The following is a 17,213-nucleotide window of genomic DNA, read 5'->3' as shown; positions in this document are numbered from 1 at the left end:
TGATACCGACGGAGTGATTCGCCGGTTTTTTGCAAGCGCGAGTGCGACACGCCCGAGCGCGGGGGTCGGAGGGTGACCGAGCAGTGACTTATGACAAAAGGACTACAAGGTAGCCATGGCGGGACAGAAGATCCGCATCCGGCTCAAGGCCTACGACCACGAGGTCATCGACTCCTCGGCGAAGAAGATCGTCGAGACGGTGATTCGTACTGGTGCGCAGGTCGCGGGCCCGGTGCCGCTGCCCACTGAGAAGAACGTGTACTGCGTCATCCGCTCGCCGCACAAGTACAAGGACTCGCGCGAGCACTTCGAGATGCGTACTCACAAGCGTCTGATCGACATCCTCGACCCCACGCCGAAGACGGTTGACTCGCTCATGCGTCTCGACCTGCCGGCTGGCGTCGACATCGAGATCAAGCTCTGAGAGGCGCACCGAAGATGGCTAAGCAGATTAAGGGCATCCTGGGCGAGAAGCTCGGCATGACCCAGGTCTGGGACGAGAACAACCGGATCGTTCCGGTGACCGTCGTCAAGGCTGGGCCCAATGTCGTGACCCAGGTCCACACCGCCGACAGCCCGGCCGGCTACGACGCCGTGCAGATCGGCTTCGGCGAGATCGACCCGCGCAAGGTGAACAAGCCCCTCGCGGGTCACTTCGCCAAGGCCGGCGTCACCCCGCGTCGTCACCTGGTCGAGCTCCGTACGACGGACGCGTCCGAGTACACCCTCGGCCAGGAGATCACCGCGGAGCTGTTCGAGGCGGGTGTCAAGGTCGATGTGACCGGCACCTCCAAGGGCAAGGGCTTCGCCGGTGTCATGAAGCGCCACAACTTCCGGGGCCTCGGCGCCGGTCACGGTGTGCAGCGCAAGCACCGCTCGCCCGGCTCGATCGGTGGCTGCGCCACCCCGGGTCGTGTGTTCAAGGGCGTACGGATGGCCGGCCGGATGGGCCACGAGCGCGTGACCACCCAGAACCTGACCATCCATGCCGTTGACGCGGAGAAGGGGCTGCTCCTGATCAAGGGCGCAATCCCGGGCCCGAACGGCGGCCTCGTCCTCGTCCGCACCGCGGCGAAGGGGCTGTGAGGATATGAGCACCATTGACATCCTGTCGCCCTCGGGCGACAAGACCGGCAGCCTTGAGCTTCCGGCCGAGATCTTCGACGCGAGGGTCAGCGTTCCGCTGATGCACCAGGTCGTCGTGGCGCAGCTCGCTGCGGCCCGTCAGGGCACCCACAAGACCAAGACTCGTGGCGAGGTCCGTGGCGGCGGCAAGAAGCCGTACCGCCAGAAGGGCACCGGCCGCGCCCGTCAGGGCTCGACCCGTGCGCCGCAGTTCGCCGGCGGTGGCGTCGTGCACGGTCCCGTGCCGCGCGACTACTCGCAGCGGACCCCGAAGAAGATGATCGCCGCCGCCCTCCGCGGTGCGCTCACCGACCGGGCCCGCCACAACCGCATCCACGTCATCACCGACGTGACCGCGACCGAGGCGCCGTCGACCAAGGCCGCCAAGGGTCTGTTCGGCAAGATCACCGACCGCAAGAACGTCCTCCTGGTCGTCGAGCGTGCGGACGAGCTGGGCCTCAAGTCCGCTCGCAACCTGCCGAACGTGCACATCCTGGACGCCGGTCAGCTGAACACCTACGACGTGCTCGTCTCCGACGACGTGGTCTTCACCCAGGCCGCCTTCGAGCGTTTCGTGGCGGGTCCCGCCGCGTCCGCCAAGGCCGTGGCTGCTGAGGGCGAGCTCGAAGGGAGCGCCGCCTGATGGCTGCAGAGATCACGAGCAAGACGTTCACGGACCCCCGTGATGTCCTGGTGAAGCCGGTTATCTCCGAGAAGAGCTACTCGCTCCTCGACGAGAACAAGTACACGTTCGTCGTGTCGCCCGGTGCCAACAAGACCCAGATCAAGCAGGCCGTCGAGGCGGTCTTCTCGGTCAAGGTCGAGTCCGTCAACACGCTCAACCGTCAGGGCAAGCGCAAGCGCTCCAAGACGGGTTTTGGCAAGCGCAAGGACACCAAGCGCGCCATCGTGACGCTGGCTGAGGGCAACCGCATCGACATCTTCGGTGGTCCGACCTCCTGACGGAGGCCGTGATCGTCGATCAAGACGAGGACGAAAATGGGTATCCGCAAGTACAAGCCGACTACGCCGGGCCGTCGTGGCTCCAGCGTGGCCGACTTCGTCGAAATCACGCGGTCCACGCCGGAGAAGTCGCTGGTTCGCCCCCTGCACAGCAAGGGCGGCCGTAACAACGCCGGTCGGATCACCGTTCGCCACCAGGGTGGCGGGCACAAGCGCGCCTACCGCGTGATCGACTTCCGTCGTCACGACAAGGACGGCGTGCCGGCCAAGGTCGCGCACATCGAGTACGACCCCAACCGCACCGCGCGCATCGCGCTGCTGCACTACGCGGACGGCGAGAAGCGCTACATCATCGCGCCGCGCGGCATCGCGCAGGGTGACCGGGTCGAGAACGGCCCCGGCGCCGACATCAAGCCCGGCAACAACCTGCCGCTTCGCAACATCCCGGTCGGTACGACCATCCACGCGGTGGAGCTGCGTCCCGGTGGCGGTGCCAAGATGGCCCGCTCCGCCGGTGCCGGCATTCAGCTGCTGGCGCGTGAGGGCAAGATGGCGCACCTGCGCATGCCCTCCGGTGAGATCCGCCTGGTCGACGCGCGCTGCCGCGCGACCGTCGGCGAGGTCGGCAACGCCGAGCAGTCGAACATCAACTGGGGCAAGGCCGGCCGTATGCGCTGGAAGGGCGTTCGCCCGACCGTGCGTGGTGTGGCCATGAACCCGATCGACCACCCGCACGGTGGTGGTGAGGGTAAGACCTCCGGTGGTCGCCACCCGGTCTCGCCGTGGGGCCAGAAGGAGGGTCGTACCCGTCGCCCGAAGAAGGCGTCGGACGCTCTCATCGTGCGCCGCCGCAAGACCAACAAGAAGCGCTAGGAGCAGGTCAGATGCCGCGCAGTCTCAAGAAGGGCCCCTTCATCGACGGCCACCTTCTCAAGAAGGTGGACGCGCAGAACGAGGCGGGTACCCAGAACGTCATCAAGACCTGGTCCCGTCGCTCCGTGATCTTCCCGGCCATGCTCGGCCACACGATCGCGGTGCACGATGGCCGTAAGCACGTCCCGGTGTTCGTCACCGAGTCGATGGTCGGCCACAAGCTCGGCGAGTTCGCGCCGACGCGTACCTTCCGCGGTCACGTCAAGGACGACCGCAAGTCGAAGCGTCGCTAGTCGCCAGCGAGATTACCGACTCAATGACTTACACCAGCAAGGGGACAACCATGGAAGCCAGGGCCCAGGCGCGGTACATCCGCGTCACGCCCATGAAGGCCCGCCGCGTGGTGGACCTCATCCGTGGCCTGAACGCCACGGAGGCCCAGGCGGTCCTGCGTTTCGCTCCGCAGGCCGCGACCGTGCCGGTCGGCAAGGTGCTCGACAGCGCCATTGCCAACGCCGCGCACAACTACAACCACTCCAACGTGGACGACCTCGTCATCAGCGAGGCGTACGTTGACGAGGGCCCGACCCTGAAGCGGTTCCGTCCGCGTGCCCAGGGCCGTGCCTACCGGATCCGCAAGCGGACCAGCCACATCACCGTGGTCGTCAGCAGCAAGGAAGGGACCCGGTAATGGGCCAGAAGGTTAACCCGCACGGGTTCCGTCTCGGCATCAGCACGGACTTCAAGTCCCGCTGGTACGCCGACAAGCTGTACAAGGACTACGTCAAGGAAGACGTCGCCATTCGTCGCATGATGACGAAGGGCATGGAGCGCGCCGGCATCTCCAAGGTCGAGATCGAGCGCACCCGCGACCGCGTCCGCGTCGACATCCACACCGCGCGCCCCGGCATCGTGATCGGTCGCCGCGGCACCGAGGCCGACCGCATCCGCGGCGACCTTGAGAAGCTGACCGGCAAGCAGGTCCAGCTGAACATCCTTGAGGTCAAGAACCCCGAGCTGGACGCCCAGCTCGTGGCTCAGGGCGTCGCGGAGCAGCTGTCCTCCCGCGTCTCCTTCCGCCGTGCCATGCGCAAGTCGATGCAGGGCACCATGAAGTCCGGCGCCAAGGGCATCAAGGTCCAGTGCTCCGGTCGTCTCGGCGGCGCCGAGATGAGCCGTTCGGAGTTCTACCGCGAGGGCCGTGTGCCGCTGCACACCCTGCGCGCGAACGTCGACTACGGCTTCTTCGAGGCCAAGACGACCTTCGGCCGTATCGGCGTGAAGGTCTGGATCTACAAGGGCGACGTCAAGAACATCGCCGAGGTCCGCGCTGAGAACGCCGCTGCCCGCTCGGGCAACCGTCCGGCCCGTCCCGAGGGTGGTCGTCCCGCCCGCGGTGGCGAGCGCCGTGGTGGCGAGCGCGGTGGCCGTGGCCGTCGTCCCGCCGGCACCGAGGCCCAGGCCCCGGTCGCCGCCGAGACCCCGGCTGCCGAGAACACCGGAACGGAGGCCTGACCGCAATGCTGATCCCCCGTCGGGTCAAGCACCGCAAGCAGCACCACCCGAAGCGCCGCGGCGCTGCGAAGGGTGGCACCGAGCTCGCCTTCGGCGAGTACGGCATCCAGGCCGTCACCCCGGCCTACGTGACGAACCGGCAGATCGAGTCCGCTCGTATCGCCGTGACCCGTCACATCAAGCGTGGCGGCAAGGTCTGGATCAACATCTACCCGGACCGTCCGCTCACCAAGAAGCCGGCCGAGACCCGCATGGGTTCCGGTAAGGGTTCGCCCGAGTGGTGGATCGCGAACGTGCACCCGGGTCGGGTCATGTTCGAGCTGTCGTACCCCAACGAGAAGGTGGCTCGTGAGGCGCTGACCCGCGCAGCTCACAAGCTCCCGATGAAGTGCCGGATCATCCGGCGCGAGGCAGGTGAGAGCTGATGTCGGCCGGCACCAAGGCTGCTGACCTCCGCGAGCTGGACAACGAGGGTCTCGTTGCCAAGCTCCGTGAGGCCAAGGAGGAGCTGTTCAACCTCCGCTTCCAGGCGGCGACCGGGCAGCTCGACAACCACGGACGGCTCAAGCTCGTCCGTAAGGACATCGCGCGGATCTACACCCTGATGCGCGAGCGCGAGCTGGGCATCGAGACGGTGGAGAACGCCTGATGACTGAGAACACCAACGAGACGCGCGGTTTCCGCAAGACCCGTGAGGGCCTCGTCGTCAGCGACAAGATGGACAAGACCGTCGTCGTCGCCGTCGAGGACCGCGTCAAGCACGCGCTGTACGGCAAGGTCATCCGCCGTACGAACAAGCTGAAGGCGCACGACGAGGCGAACGCCTGCGGCATCGGCGACCGGGTCCTCCTCGCGGAGACCCGCCCGCTGTCCGCGACGAAGCGCTGGCGCGTCGTCGAGATCCTCGAGAAGGCCAAGTAACGAAGTTGATGCGGTACGGCCGTATGTGCACCAGGTCCCTCGCGGGCGCTGGTGTGAGCAGCGGCCGGCCCGTCAGCTCTCGTTGACGATCAGGAGAAAGCTGTGATCCAGCAGGAGTCGCGACTGCGTGTCGCCGACAACACGGGCGCGAAGGAAATCCTTTGCATCCGCGTTCTCGGTGGTTCCGGTCGCCGCTACGCCGGTATCGGGGACGTCATCGTCGCCACCGTCAAGGACGCGATCCCCGGCGGTTCGGTGAAGAAGGGTGACGTCGTCAAGTGCGTCGTCGTCCGTACCGTGAAGTCGCGCCGTCGTCCCGACGGTTCGTACATCCGGTTCGACGAGAACGCCGCTGTCGTTCTCAAGAACACCGACGGTGACCCCCGCGGTACCCGCATCTTCGGCCCGGTGGGCCGCGAGCTGCGCGACAAGAAGTTCATGAAGATCATCTCGCTTGCGCCGGAGGTGCTCTAACCCATGGCGAACAGCATGAAGATCAAGAAGGGTGACCTGGTCCAGGTCATCACCGGCAAGGACCGCGGCAAGCAGGGCAAGGTCATCCAGGCCATGCCCGCCGAGAACAAGGTCCTGGTCGAGGGTGTGAACCGGGTCAAGAAGCACACCAAGCCGGGCCCGGGTACTCAGGGTGGCATCGTCACCGTCGAGGCCCCGGTGCACGTCTCCAACGTCCAGCTGGTCGTGGAGAAGGACGGCAAGAAGGTCGTCACCCGCGTTGGCTACCGCTTCGATGACGAGGGCAACAAGATCCGCGTTGCCAAGCGAACCGGTGAGGACATCTGATGTCTGAGACGTCTGTTGAGAAGGTGACCCCCCGTCTCAAGGAGCGTTACAACTCCGAGATCAAGGGTCAGCTGCAGGAGCAGTTCTCGTACGAGAACGTCATGCTGACGCCCGGCCTGGTCAAGGTCGTCGTCAACATGGGTGTCGGCGAGGCCGCCCGTGACAGCAAGCTGATCGAGGGCGCGATCCGCGACCTGACCGCGATCACCGGTCAGAAGCCGGCCGTGACCAAGGCTCGTAAGTCCATCGCGCAGTTCAAGCTGCGCGAGGGCCAGCCGATCGGCACCCACGTCACCCTCCGTGGTGACCGCATGTGGGAGTTCCTGGACCGTCTGGTGTCGCTGGCCCTGCCGCGTATCCGTGACTTCCGTGGTCTCTCCCCCAAGCAGTTCGACGGCCGTGGCAACTACACCTTCGGTCTGACCGAGCAGGTTATGTTCCACGAGATCGACCAGGACAAGGTCGACCGTCAGCGCGGTATGGACATCACCGTCGTGACCACCGCTCAGACCGACGACGAGGGCCGGGCGCTCCTGCGTGCTCTGGGCTTCCCGTTCAAGGAGGCGTGAGCCAATGGCGAAGAAGTCCCTCATCGCGAAGGCCGAGCGGAAGCCGAAGTTCGGCGTCCGGGCCTACACCCGGTGCCAGCGCTGCGGCCGTCCGCACTCGGTGTACCGCAAGTTCGGCCTCTGCCGTGTCTGCCTCCGTGAGATGGCGCACCGCGGCGAGCTGCCGGGCGTGACCAAGAGCTCCTGGTAGTCCAGGACCTCGCGGTAATGCCATAGCGAAGCAGGTGTGCCCGATCCCACAGGGCCCCGTTTTTGGGGCTGCGTACGGAATCCCGTAAGGTAGTGAGGTCGGGCCCCCTGTCGCGGGAGCTCCATAGCTGCCGTCGACCCTCTTCGGAGGGCTCGCACCCAGTCTTACGACGCCGCAGGTCCCCTGCGTCTGTGCCCCTGCCGCACTCCTCGGAGTGCGGCGGGGGGACCTGGCGCGGAGAAACCACGGCGAGAGAGGCCTGAGGCCATCATGACCATGACCGACCCCATCGCAGACATGCTCACGCGTCTGCGTAACGCGAACTCGGCGTACCACGACTCCGTGGCGATGCCGGCCAGCAAGATCAAGGCGCACGTCGCCGAGATCCTGCAGCAGGAGGGGTACATCTCCTCCTACAAGGTTGAGGAGCCCGTCGAGGGCGAGGTCGGCAAGAAGCTGACCATCGAGCTCAAGTTCGGCCCCAACCGTGAGCGCTCCATCGCCGGCATCAAGCGCATCAGCAAGCCGGGTCTGCGTGTTTACGCAAAGTCCACCAACCTGCCGAAGGTTCTCGGCGGCCTGGGCGTGGCGATCATCTCCACGTCCTCCGGCCTCCTGACCGACAAGCAGGCCGCCAAGAAGGGCGTAGGCGGAGAAGTTCTCGCCTACGTCTGGTAATTCGGGAAACGGAGGTACAGCAATGTCGCGCATTGGACGGCTGCCCATCCAGGTCCCCGCTGGCGTGGACGTCACCATCGATGGCCAGACGGTCTCGGTGAAGGGTCCGAAGGGCTCTCTCACCCACGTCGTCGCCGCGCCGATCGAGATCGGCAAGGGCGAGGACGGCATTCTGGCTGTCACCCGCCCCAACGACGAGCGTCAGTCGAAGGCCCTGCACGGCCTGACCCGCACGCTGGTGGCGAACATGATCACCGGTGTGACCGCGGGCTACCGCAAGTCGCTGGAGATCAGCGGTGTCGGCTACCGAGTTCTGGCGAAGGGCTCCGACATGGAGTTCCAGCTGGGCTACAGCCACCCGATCCTCGTCGAGGCGCCCGAGGGCATCTCCTTCGTCGTCGAGTCGGCCACCAAGTTCCACGTGGACGGCATCGACAAGCAGAAGGTCGGCGAGGTCGCCGCGAAGATCCGCAAGCTGCGCAAGCCCGACCCGTACAAGGCCAAGGGTGTCAAGTACGCGGGCGAGGTTATCCGCCGCAAGGTCGGAAAGAGTGGTAAGTAAGCGATGAGTGTCTCTGTCAAGATCGGCAAGGGCAACGCCTACAAGAGCGCCGCTCGCAAGCGCCGCGCGATCCGCGTTCGCAAGCGCGTCGTCGGCAGCGAGGTGCGTCCGCGCCTCGTCGTGACGCGCTCGAACCGTCACATGGTCGCCCAGGTCATCGACGACGCCAAGGGTCACACCCTGGCGTCGGCGTCCACCCTCGACGTGTCCATCAAGGGCGCCGAGGGCGACAAGACCGAGCTGGCCAAGAAGGTCGGGAGCCTGGTCGCCGAGCGCGCCAAGGCCGCCGGCATCGAGTCGGTCGTCTTCGACCGCGCGGGCAACCGGTACGCCGGCCGCATCGCCGCCCTGGCGGACGCGGCCCGCGAGGCCGGGCTCGACTTCTAAGCCGCTCGTCGGCTCAGTCGACGGACGTAATCGAGAGAGGTAATTCCAATGGCTGGACCCCAGCGCCGCGGTAGCGGCGCCGGCGGCGGCACCGGCGGTGGCGAGCGGCGTGACCGTAAGCGTGACGACCGGGGCAACGCCCCCGCCGTCGAGAAGACCGCTTACGTCGAGCGTGTCGTCGCGATCAACCGTGTCGCGAAGGTTGTCAAGGGTGGTCGTCGTTTCAGCTTCACCGCGCTGGTCGTGGTGGGCGACGGTGACGGCACCGTAGGTGTCGGTTACGGGAAGGCGAAGGAGGTTCCGGCCGCCATCGCCAAGGGTGTTGAGGAGGCCAAGAAGAACTTCTTCAAGGTCCCCCGTATCCAGGGCACCATCGCGCACCCCGTTCAGGGCGAGAAGGCCGCCGGCGTCGTGCTGCTGAAGCCCGCCGCCCCCGGTACCGGTGTTATCGCCGGTGGCCCGGTGCGTGCCGTCCTGGAGTGCGCCGGCGTCCACGACATCCTGTCGAAGTCGCTCGGCTCGGACAACGCGATCAACATCGTGCACGCCACGGTTGCCGCGCTGAAGCAGATCCAGCGTCCCGAGGAGGTCGCGGCCCGCCGTGGCCTGCCGCTTGAGGACGTGGCTCCGGCCGGTCTGCTGCGTGCTCGGGCTGCTGCCGGGGTGAGTGCCTGATGGCTCGCCTGAAGATCACGCAGACCAAGTCCTACATCGGCAGCAAGCAGAACCACCGCGAGACGCTGCGCTCGCTGGGTCTGAAGCGCATGCACGATGTGGTCGTCAAGGAGGACCGTCCCGAGATCCGCGGGATGGCCCAGACCGTGCGTCACCTCGTCACGGTCGAGGAGGTGGACTGAGATGGCTGACTCGCCGATCAAGGTGCACAACCTGCGTCCCGCCCCGGGTGCCAAGACCGACAAGATCCGTGTCGGCCGTGGTGAAGGCTCCAAGGGTAAGACCGCCGGTCGTGGTACCAAGGGCACCAAGGCCCGCTACCAGGTTCCGCAGCGCTTCGAGGGTGGCCAGATGCCCCTCCACATGCGCCTGCCGAAGCTGAAGGGCTTCAAGAACCCGTTCAAGATCACGTTCCAGGTCGTCAACCTCGACAAGCTGGCCGAGCTCTACCCGCAGGGTGGAGAGGTCACCGTCGAGGACCTGGTCGCCAAGGGCGCGGTTCGCAAGAACTCCCTCGTCAAGGTGCTCGGCACCGGCGAGATCTCGGTCGCCCTGCAGGTGACGGTCGACGCCGTCTCCGGCTCGGCCACCGAGAAGATCACCGCCGCCGGCGGCACCGTCACCGAGCTCGTCTGAGCCCGCTGACTCCGCGAGCCCCGCACCTCCCCACCGGGAGGTGCGGGGCTCGCGCCGTTTCCGGCCGGGCCCTTTCCGGAGGGTCCGGATCCCGGTGATCCGCCCTCGTTCTTTTGTGTGGCAAAACCGGGCATCCCGTACCCCGTGAGTGGGGGAGGGGCGGTACGCGCTTCTTTCGAGTGGCCGCGCACTGTTAGAGTCCGTGGAGTTCCCTTGTAGGCTGCGCGTAGGCTCGCCTGTGCCGTCTGTACGGGGGCCCGTACCGCCAAACTCCCATTCAGGACCGACCCTCCCGCCGACGACGCGCGGGAGGCGCAGGAGGCACCGTGCTCAGTGCGTTCGCGCGGGCGTTCCAGACGCCCGACCTGCGCAAGAAGCTGCTGTTCACGCTGGGCATCATGGTGCTGTTCCGGCTGGGCTCGCACATCCCTGTCCCAGGGGTGGACTTCCAGGCGGTTCACGCCTGTATCAAGGAGACCAAGAACAACGGCCTCTTCGGACTGGTCAACCTGTTCAGCGGTGGCGCACTCCTCCAGCTGACGATCTTCGCCCTCGGCATCATGCCGTACATCACGGCGAGCATCATCCTCCAGCTCCTCACCGTCGTGATCCCGCGGCTTGAGGCGCTGAAGAAGGAGGGCCAGGCCGGTACCGCGAAGATCACGCAGTACACCCGGTACCTGACCATCGCGCTCGCGGTGCTCCAGGGCACCGGCATCGTGGCGACGGCCTCCAGCGGCGCGCTGTTCTCCGGCTGCGTCTACGCCAACCAGATCGTGCCGGACACCGGGGTCTTCCGGATCGCCGTGATGGTCCTGACCATGACCGCCGGCACCACGGTGATCATGTGGCTGGGCGAGCTGATCACCGACCGCGGCATCGGCAACGGCATGTCGCTGCTGATCTTCACCTCGATCGCGGCGCAGTTCCCGACCTCGATGTGGGCCATCAAGGGTTCCGGCACCATCGGCGGCGGCTGGGTGGAGTTCCTCTCCGTCATCGCGATCGGCGTCATCGTTGTGATGCTCGTCATCTTCGTCGAGCAGGCACAGCGCCGGATCCCGGTCCAGTACGCGAAGCGGATGATCGGCCGCCGGGCGTTCGGCGGCACATCGACCTACATTCCCCTCAAGGTGAACCAGGCCGGTGTCATCCCGGTCATCTTCGCCTCGTCGCTGCTGTACATCCCGGCCCTGGTGGTCCAGCTGACCAACAGCCAGTCGGGCTGGGCGGTCTGGATCAACCAGCACTTCGTCCGCGGTGACCACCCGGTCTACATGGCCACGTACTTCCTGCTGATCGTCTTCTTCGCCTTCTTCTACGTCGCCATCTCCTTCAACCCCGAAGAAGTTGCCGACAACATGAAGAAGTATGGTGGGTTCATCCCGGGTATCCGGGCCGGCCGTCCGACGGCCGAGTACCTGAACTACGTGCTCACCCGCATCACGTGGCCGGGTTCGCTCTACCTGGGCCTGATCGCGTTGATCCCGATGATCGCCCTGGTCGCCTTCGGACAGCAGACCAACTTCCCGTTCGGCGGCACCAGCGTCCTCATCGTCGTCGGCGTCGGACTCGAAACTGTGAAGCAGATCGAGAGCCAGCTCCAGCAGCGCAATTACGAAGGGTTCCTCCGCTGATGCGTATCGTCCTCGTCGGGCCTCCCGGGGCAGGGAAGGGTACTCAGGCGCACGTCCTGGCCAAGACCCTGTCCATTCCCCACATCTCCACCGGCGACCTCTTCCGCGCCAACATCGGCCAGGGCACGCCGCTCGGCGTCGAGGCCAAGAGCTACATGGACGCGGGCCGGCTGGTGCCGGACGAGGTCACGATCGGGATGGCCAAGGACCGGATGCTCCAGGAGGACGCCGCCGCCGGCTTCCTGCTGGACGGCTTCCCGCGCAACCTGGGCCAGGCCAAGGCGCTGGACGAGTTCCTCACCGAGCAGGGCATCAAGCTCGACGGTGTGCTGGACCTGGAGGTCCCCGAGGACGAGGTGGTCCGGCGGATCGCCGGCCGCCGCCTGTGCCGCAACGACGGGGGCCACGTCTTCCACGTGGACTACAACCCGCCGAAGGCCGAGGGCGTCTGCGACGAGTGCGGCGGCGAGCTGTACCAGCGCTCGGACGACACCGAGGACAAGGTGCGGACCCGGCTGGAGGTCTACCACACGGAGACCGAGCCGATCATCGACTACTACCGCCAGCAGGGCCTGATCGCGACGATCCCGGCCCTCGGCAAGGTGGACGAGGTCACCGCCCGCGCGATCGAGGCGCTGAAGCAGGACAGCTGAGTTTTTCAGCGGCGTACCCACGGCCGCGTTGCCCTTCCCGGGGCAGCGCGGCCGTGCGGCGTCGTACGGTGGAACGAGTGCACGGCCGCCCGGCAAGGACCGCGCGGGAAACGAAGGAAGGCGTGACCAGATGGTGGAGATCAAGACCTCCGAGCAGATCGCGAAGATGCGAGCGGCCGGACTGGTCGTCGCCGAGGCGCTCAAGGCGTGCCGCGAGGCGGTCGCCCCGGGGATTACCACCCAGGAGCTCAACGACATCGCGGACAAGGTCATCACCGACCACGGCGCGACGTCGAACTTCCGCGCCCACCACGGCGGGCTCTGGTTCCCCGGAGTGATCTGCGCCTCGGTGAACAACGAGGTCGTGCACGGCATCCCCGGTGACCGGGTGCTGCAGGAGGGCGACCTGATCTCGATCGACTGCGGCGCCATCCTGGACGGCTGGCACGGCGACTCGGCGATCTCCGTGGCGGTCGGCGAGGTCCGGCCCGAGGTGGAGATGCTGAGCCGGGTCACCGAGGGCTCGATGTGGGCCGGCATCGCCCAGATGAAGAAGGGCAACCGGCTCGTCGACGTCTCCAAGGCGATCGAGGGCTTCATCCGGCGTCAGCCGCTGCCGCCCAAGGGCAAGTGGGGCATCACCGAGGGCTACGGCGGTCACGGCATCGGCACGGCCATGCACATGGAGCCGCACGTCCTGAACTACGTCGAGCGCGGCCGCGGGAAGGGCCCCAAGCTGATCCCCGGCACGGTGCTGGCCATCGAGCCCATGGTGTCGCTCGGCACCCCGCACACGACGGTGCTGGAGGACGACTGGACCGTCGTGACCAACGACGGCACCTGGGCCTCGCACTGGGAGCACTCGGTGGCCGTCACCGAGGAGGGCCCGCTGGTGCTGACCGCCTTCGACGGCGGGCGGGCCGAGCTGGCCAAGCTGGGCATCACCGCAGCTCCGGACCCGCTCGGCTAGTCGTCGGAGCCCGGCCCGGGCGGCCGGCTGCCGGTGCTGACGAAGGATCAGGGCCCTGGGGGTTTGGACCTCCAGGGCTTTTGTCCTATTTTTATCGGCTGGCAGTGGCTTCAGGGGCCCGGGGTCGTCCGCGGACGGCCCCCGGACGGTCAAACGGCTTCGATCGAGCAGGAGAGAGCAGTGCTCAAGGGATTCCGCGAGTTCATGATGCGCGGCAACGTCGTCGACATGGCGGTCGGTGTGGTCATCGGAGCCGCGTTCACGGGGGTGGTGACCGGCTTCGTGTCCGCGTTCCTCACCCCGCTGGTGGGTGTGGTGGTCGGCGCCGCCGGCGACTTCGGCTCGTACAAGCAGACGATCGCGGGGGTGACCTTCCCGTACGGCCAGTTCCTGAACGTGCTGATCGCGTTCCTGATGACCGCCGCGGTGCTCTACTTCTGCGTCGTCCTGCCGGTGACCAAGGCCACCGCCCGGTACATGCCGAAGAAGCCGAAGACCCCGAAGCGCCCGTGCCCGGAGTGCCTGACCGAGATCCCCGAGGCCGCCAGCCGCTGCTCGGCCTGCACCGCCCACGTGGAGCCGCTGCGGGTCGTCGCGCAGCACTGACCGGGCCCCGGTTTTGGTCCATCCCGCGCGCTGGCGTAGGATGGACCGTCGGCTCACTCGTAGCGTGCTTCAGCACGCCCTCTTCCCCTCCGGGGGTCGGGGTGGACCCAGGTTCGCACGAGCGTGCCGCATACGGTAGCCGGTCCCGGAAGGTGGATCTCGCAGTTCATGGCTAAGAAGCAAGGCGCCATTGAGATCGAGGGCACCGTGATCGAGTCTCTTCCGAACGCGATGTTCAAGGTCGAGCTGCAGAACGGTCACAAGGTCCTCGCGCACATCAGTGGCAAGATGCGCATGCACTACATCCGCATCCTGCCGGACGACCGGGTCGTGGTGGAGCTCAGCCCCTACGACCTCACGCGCGGCCGGATCGTCTACCGCTACAAGTAATAACGTCAGATCTAGACCCGGAGAACCTGAACATGAAGGTCAAGCCGAGCGTCAAGAAGATCTGCGACAAGTGCAAGGTGATCCGCCGCCACGGCCGGGTCATGGTGATCTGCGACAACCTGCGCCACAAGCAGCGCCAGGGCTGATCAGTTCCCCCCAGCATTTCTCGTAGTACTTCGCGCGACGCGAAAACGTCATAAGCGGGCTACCCGATCCGTCCGTTCGAGGACGGACTGCCACCCCCGGTCAGAGGCCGGGGCTCCATCGTCGAGAGGCGAAGGAGTAGGTAGCACGCAAGACCTCTGAAGAAGCACAGGAGCCTTGAATGGCACGCCTCGCCGGCGTTGATCTCCCCCGTGAGAAGCGGATCGAGATCGCCCTTACCTACGTGTACGGCATCGGTCGTACCCGCGCCCAGCAGACCCTGGCCGAGACCGGTGTCAACCCGGATGTCCGCGTTCGCGACATCACCGAGGAAGACCTCGTCAAGCTGAGCCAGTACATCGACGCCAACTACACGGTCGAGGGTGACCTCCGCCGTGAGGTCCAGGCCGACATCCGCCGCAAGGTCGAGATCGGCTGCTACGAGGGTCTGCGTCACCGTCGCGGCCTGCCGGTCCGCGGTCAGCGCACCCACACCAACGCGCGTACCCGCAAGGGCCCGCGTCGCGCGATCGCCGGTAAGAAGAAGCCGGGCAAGAAGTAGTCCGTCCCGTAACCGGACATCCCTCCGGCCCGCGGGTCAGCGGACCGACCACCTCAGTAGGAGAACAGACTTATGCCCCCCAAGGGTCGTCAGGCTGCCGGCGCGAAGAAGATCCGCCGCAAGGAAAAGAAGAACGTCGCTCACGGCCACGCGCACATCAAGAGCACGTTCAACAACACCATCGTTTCGATCACCGACCCCGCGGGCAACGTGATCTCCTGGGCCTCCGCCGGCCACGTCGGCTTCAAGGGCTCGCGCAAGTCCACCCCGTTCGCCGCGCAGATGGCCGCCGAGGCCGCTGCCCGTCGCGCGCAGGAGCACGGCATGCGCAAGGTCGACGTCTTCGTCAAGGGTCCGGGCTCCGGCCGTGAGACCGCGATCCGCTCGCTCCAGGCCACCGGCCTGGAGGTCGGTTCGATCCAGGACGTCACCCCCACCCCGCACAACGGCTGCCGTCCGCCGAAGCGCCGCCGCGTCTGACGCAGCGCCTTCGGGCACGCGGGTAATGCTGTAAACCACGTACGGGGTCCCGGGAGCGCGTCACTGCGCCGGGGACCCCGTACGCTGGTTCTGTTCGGCATCAAATAGTGGGTGCCGAAGACCACTGGAGGATCTGAAAACATGCTGATCGCTCAGCGTCCCTCGCTGACCGAAGAGGTCGTCGACGAGTTCCGCTCGCGGTTCGTGATCGAGCCGCTTGAGCCGGGCTTCGGCTACACCCTCGGCAACTCGCTCCGCCGCACCCTCCTGTCGTCGATCCCGGGTGCCGCTGTCACCAGCATCCGCGTCGACGGCGTCCTGCACGAGTTCACCACCGTGCCGGGCGTCAAGGAGGACGTCACCGACCTCATCCTCAACATCAAGCAGCTGGTCGTCTCCTCGGAGCACGACGAGCCGGTCGTGATGTACCTGCGCAAGCAGGGCCCGGGTGTGGTCACCGCCGCCGACATCGCCCCGCCGGCCGGTGTCGAGGTGCACAACCCCGAGCTGGTCCTCGCCACGCTGAACGGCAAGGGCAAGCTGGAGATGGAGCTGACCGTCGAGCGCGGTCGCGGCTACGTCTCCGCCGTGCAGAACAAGGCCTCCGGCCAGGAGATCGGCCGCATCCCGGTCGACTCGATCTACAGCCCCGTGCTGAAGGTCACCTACAAGGTCGAGGCCACCCGTGTCGAGCAGCGGACCGACTTCGACAAGCTGATCGTCGACGTCGAGACCAAGCCCGCCATGCGTCCGCGCGACGCCATGGCCTCGGCCGGCAAGACCCTGGTCGAGCTGTTCGGTCTCGCCCGCGAGCTGAACATCGACGCCGAGGGCATCGACATGGGCCCGTCCCCCACGGACGCCGCCCTGGCCGCCGACCTGGCGCTGCCGATCGAGGAGCTGGAGCTCACCGTCCGCTCCTACAACTGCCTCAAGCGCGAGGGCATCCACACCGTGGGTGAGCTCGTCGCCCGCTCCGAGGCCGACCTGCTCGACATCCGCAACTTCGGTGCGAAGTCGATCGACGAGGTCAAGGCGAAGCTGGCCGGCATGGGCCTGGCCCTCAAGGACAGCCCGCCCGGGTTCGACCCGACCGCCGCCGCCGACGCCTTCGGCGCCGACGACCTGGACGACGCGGGTTACGCGGAGACCGAGCAGTACTAAGAGTTTGACCGTGGGAACGGCCGCTCCGGCGGCCGTTCCGGCGGGTCAGTGAAAGCCGTGCGGGCACCGTGCCCGTACGCCCGCTGCGGTACCTGGTACGGCCGCAGTCGGAGATTCGAGGAGTAATTCCATGCCGCGTCCCACCAAGGGTGCCCGCCTCGGCGGCGGCCCGCACCACGAGCCGCTGCTGCTCGCCGGTCTGTGCCGGGAGCTGTTCCAGTACGGCCGCATCACCACGACCGAGGCCAAGGCCCGTCGGATGCGCCCGCTGGCCGAGAAGCTGATCACCAAGGCGAAGAAGGGCGACATCCACAACCGTCGCCTGGTGCGCAAGACCATCACCGACATCTCGGTGCTGCACACCCTCTTCACCGAGATCGCGCCGCGCTACGAGAACCGCCCGGGTGGCTACACCCGCATCACCAAGATCGGCGGTCGCCGCGGCGACAACGCGCCGATGGCCGTGATCGAGCTGGTCGAGGCGCTGACCGTCGCGCAGACCGCCGTCGGCGAGGCCGAGGGCGCCACCAAGCGTGCCGTCAAGGAGGCCGAGGCCAAGGCCGAGGAGACCAAGGCCGACGAGGCCGAGGCCGCCGAGCAGGCCTGACACCTTCCGGTGTAGTGCGGGCCCGTTCTCCCATCCGTGGGGGAGCGGGCCCGTTCCTTTCTGTCCGGTCCCACCCCCGTCCGGCCCGTCCGGGCCGACCTCCGT

Annotated in this window: 31 protein-coding genes; all 31 read left to right on the top strand. The window is 66.8% G+C overall.

Annotated elements, in window-relative coordinates; translation table 11 throughout:
* Positions 1-115: 115 nt before the first annotated feature.
* Positions 116-424: a 30S ribosomal protein S10 gene (rpsJ, locus tag OG550_RS15390; protein ID WP_012785157.1), complete on the top strand. Its 309-nt coding sequence runs from the start codon at positions 116-118 to the stop codon at positions 422-424.
* A gap of 14 nt (positions 425-438) precedes the next feature.
* Positions 439-1,086, top strand: coding sequence for a 50S ribosomal protein L3 (rplC, locus tag OG550_RS15385; RefSeq protein ID WP_327677876.1), 648 nt, complete (start codon positions 439-441; stop codon positions 1,084-1,086).
* Positions 1,087-1,090: 4 nt separating this feature from the next.
* Complete coding sequence (gene rplD, locus OG550_RS15380) at positions 1,091-1,768, top strand: 50S ribosomal protein L4 (protein WP_327677874.1); 678 nt, start codon at positions 1,091-1,093, stop codon at positions 1,766-1,768.
* Positions 1,768-2,088 carry a 50S ribosomal protein L23 gene (rplW, locus tag OG550_RS15375; protein WP_030393296.1) on the top strand — a complete coding sequence of 107 codons (321 nt, stop codon included), beginning with the start codon at positions 1,768-1,770 and terminating at the stop codon, positions 2,086-2,088. The genes rplD and rplW overlap by 1 nt, the downstream gene beginning before the upstream one ends.
* A gap of 36 nt (positions 2,089-2,124) precedes the next feature.
* Positions 2,125-2,961: a 50S ribosomal protein L2 gene (rplB, locus tag OG550_RS15370; RefSeq protein WP_327677872.1), complete on the top strand. Its 837-nt coding sequence runs from the start codon at positions 2,125-2,127 to the stop codon at positions 2,959-2,961.
* An 11-nt stretch (positions 2,962-2,972) separates the two neighbouring features.
* Complete coding sequence (rpsS, locus tag OG550_RS15365) at positions 2,973-3,254, top strand: 30S ribosomal protein S19 (protein WP_030055821.1); 282 nt, start codon at positions 2,973-2,975, stop codon at positions 3,252-3,254.
* A 50-nt stretch (positions 3,255-3,304) separates the two neighbouring features.
* The gene (gene rplV / locus OG550_RS15360; RefSeq protein WP_045304593.1) at positions 3,305-3,652 is read left to right on the top strand and encodes a 50S ribosomal protein L22; all 348 of its coding nucleotides are present in this window, start codon (positions 3,305-3,307) and stop codon (positions 3,650-3,652) included.
* Positions 3,652-4,476 (top strand): 30S ribosomal protein S3, encoded by an 825-nt coding sequence (rpsC, locus tag OG550_RS15355; RefSeq protein ID WP_327677868.1) that lies wholly within the window; start codon positions 3,652-3,654, stop codon positions 4,474-4,476. Before rplV ends, rpsC begins: the two co-directional genes overlap by 1 nt.
* Positions 4,477-4,481: 5 nt before the next feature.
* Positions 4,482-4,901, top strand: coding sequence for a 50S ribosomal protein L16 (rplP, locus tag OG550_RS15350; protein ID WP_030055824.1), 420 nt, complete (start codon positions 4,482-4,484; stop codon positions 4,899-4,901).
* Entirely contained in the window at positions 4,901-5,125 is a 225-nt protein-coding gene (gene rpmC / locus OG550_RS15345) for a 50S ribosomal protein L29 (RefSeq protein WP_063348970.1), read from the top strand. Before rplP ends, rpmC begins: the two co-directional genes overlap by 1 nt.
* Entirely contained in the window at positions 5,125-5,397 is a 273-nt protein-coding gene (gene rpsQ, locus OG550_RS15340) for a 30S ribosomal protein S17 (RefSeq protein ID WP_030055826.1), read from the top strand. The genes rpmC and rpsQ overlap by 1 nt, the downstream gene beginning before the upstream one ends.
* Positions 5,398-5,499: 102 nt before the next feature.
* On the top strand, positions 5,500-5,871 hold the full coding sequence (gene rplN / locus OG550_RS15335) for a 50S ribosomal protein L14 (RefSeq protein ID WP_030393301.1): 372 nt from the start codon (positions 5,500-5,502) through the stop codon (positions 5,869-5,871).
* Between the two features lie 15 nt (positions 5,872-5,886).
* Positions 5,887-6,198: a 50S ribosomal protein L24 gene (gene rplX, locus OG550_RS15330; protein WP_030055828.1), complete on the top strand. Its 312-nt coding sequence runs from the start codon at positions 5,887-5,889 to the stop codon at positions 6,196-6,198.
* Positions 6,198-6,767, top strand: coding sequence for a 50S ribosomal protein L5 (gene rplE / locus OG550_RS15325; RefSeq protein WP_030300393.1), 570 nt, complete (start codon positions 6,198-6,200; stop codon positions 6,765-6,767). The genes rplX and rplE overlap by 1 nt, the downstream gene beginning before the upstream one ends.
* Positions 6,768-6,771: 4 nt before the next feature.
* On the top strand, positions 6,772-6,957 hold the full coding sequence (locus OG550_RS15320) for a type Z 30S ribosomal protein S14 (protein WP_030393303.1): 186 nt from the start codon (positions 6,772-6,774) through the stop codon (positions 6,955-6,957).
* Between the two features lie 270 nt (positions 6,958-7,227).
* Positions 7,228-7,635: a 30S ribosomal protein S8 gene (gene rpsH / locus OG550_RS15315; RefSeq protein ID WP_030055831.1), complete on the top strand. Its 408-nt coding sequence runs from the start codon at positions 7,228-7,230 to the stop codon at positions 7,633-7,635.
* A 22-nt stretch (positions 7,636-7,657) separates the two neighbouring features.
* Positions 7,658-8,197, top strand: a complete 540-nt coding sequence (rplF, locus tag OG550_RS15310; RefSeq protein ID WP_030393304.1) for a 50S ribosomal protein L6 — start codon at positions 7,658-7,660, stop codon at positions 8,195-8,197.
* A 3-nt stretch (positions 8,198-8,200) separates the two neighbouring features.
* On the top strand, positions 8,201-8,584 hold the full coding sequence (gene rplR, locus OG550_RS15305; RefSeq protein ID WP_327677862.1) for a 50S ribosomal protein L18: 384 nt from the start codon (positions 8,201-8,203) through the stop codon (positions 8,582-8,584).
* 48 nt (positions 8,585-8,632) lie between these two features.
* Positions 8,633-9,259 carry a 30S ribosomal protein S5 gene (gene rpsE, locus OG550_RS15300; protein ID WP_327677860.1) on the top strand — a complete coding sequence of 209 codons (627 nt, stop codon included), beginning with the start codon at positions 8,633-8,635 and terminating at the stop codon, positions 9,257-9,259.
* Entirely contained in the window at positions 9,259-9,441 is a 183-nt protein-coding gene (gene rpmD, locus OG550_RS15295) for a 50S ribosomal protein L30 (protein WP_030300409.1), read from the top strand. Before rpsE ends, rpmD begins: the two co-directional genes overlap by 1 nt.
* 1 nt (position 9,442) lies before the next feature.
* The gene (gene rplO, locus OG550_RS15290; protein ID WP_327677858.1) at positions 9,443-9,895 is read left to right on the top strand and encodes a 50S ribosomal protein L15; all 453 of its coding nucleotides are present in this window, start codon (positions 9,443-9,445) and stop codon (positions 9,893-9,895) included.
* 326 nt (positions 9,896-10,221) lie between these two features.
* The gene (gene secY, locus OG550_RS15285) at positions 10,222-11,532 is read left to right on the top strand and encodes a preprotein translocase subunit SecY (protein WP_327677856.1); all 1,311 of its coding nucleotides are present in this window, start codon (positions 10,222-10,224) and stop codon (positions 11,530-11,532) included.
* On the top strand, positions 11,532-12,185 hold the full coding sequence (locus tag OG550_RS15280) for an adenylate kinase (protein ID WP_327677854.1): 654 nt from the start codon (positions 11,532-11,534) through the stop codon (positions 12,183-12,185). Before secY ends, OG550_RS15280 begins: the two co-directional genes overlap by 1 nt.
* A 130-nt stretch (positions 12,186-12,315) precedes the next feature.
* Positions 12,316-13,155 (top strand): type I methionyl aminopeptidase, encoded by an 840-nt coding sequence (gene map, locus OG550_RS15275; RefSeq protein WP_327677852.1) that lies wholly within the window; start codon positions 12,316-12,318, stop codon positions 13,153-13,155.
* Between the two features lie 180 nt (positions 13,156-13,335).
* The gene (mscL, locus tag OG550_RS15270) at positions 13,336-13,761 is read left to right on the top strand and encodes a large conductance mechanosensitive channel protein MscL (protein WP_327677851.1); all 426 of its coding nucleotides are present in this window, start codon (positions 13,336-13,338) and stop codon (positions 13,759-13,761) included.
* Positions 13,762-13,929: 168 nt separating this feature from the next.
* Complete coding sequence (gene infA / locus OG550_RS15265) at positions 13,930-14,151, top strand: translation initiation factor IF-1 (RefSeq protein WP_003956442.1); 222 nt, start codon at positions 13,930-13,932, stop codon at positions 14,149-14,151.
* Positions 14,152-14,183: 32 nt separating this feature from the next.
* A complete protein-coding gene (gene rpmJ, locus OG550_RS15260) occupies positions 14,184-14,297 on the top strand; it encodes a 50S ribosomal protein L36 (protein ID WP_003956441.1) in 114 nt (37 codons plus the stop codon).
* Between the two features lie 179 nt (positions 14,298-14,476).
* Positions 14,477-14,857 carry a 30S ribosomal protein S13 gene (gene rpsM, locus OG550_RS15255; RefSeq protein ID WP_327677849.1) on the top strand — a complete coding sequence of 127 codons (381 nt, stop codon included), beginning with the start codon at positions 14,477-14,479 and terminating at the stop codon, positions 14,855-14,857.
* 72 nt (positions 14,858-14,929) lie between these two features.
* A complete protein-coding gene (rpsK, locus tag OG550_RS15250) occupies positions 14,930-15,337 on the top strand; it encodes a 30S ribosomal protein S11 (RefSeq protein ID WP_030232513.1) in 408 nt (135 codons plus the stop codon).
* 141 nt (positions 15,338-15,478) lie between these two features.
* The gene (locus OG550_RS15245) at positions 15,479-16,501 is read left to right on the top strand and encodes a DNA-directed RNA polymerase subunit alpha (RefSeq protein WP_030232516.1); all 1,023 of its coding nucleotides are present in this window, start codon (positions 15,479-15,481) and stop codon (positions 16,499-16,501) included.
* A 130-nt stretch (positions 16,502-16,631) separates the two neighbouring features.
* Positions 16,632-17,108, top strand: coding sequence for a 50S ribosomal protein L17 (rplQ, locus tag OG550_RS15240; RefSeq protein WP_327677846.1), 477 nt, complete (start codon positions 16,632-16,634; stop codon positions 17,106-17,108).
* The last annotated feature ends 105 nt before the right edge of the window (positions 17,109-17,213 follow it).

It is taken from the genome of Kitasatospora sp. NBC_00458 (assembly GCF_036013975.1).
Taxonomy (GTDB): Bacteria; Actinomycetota; Actinomycetes; order Streptomycetales; family Streptomycetaceae; genus Kitasatospora.
The sequence above is the reverse complement of the archived record's forward strand: the minus strand, read 5'-3'. Positions and strand labels throughout refer to the sequence as shown.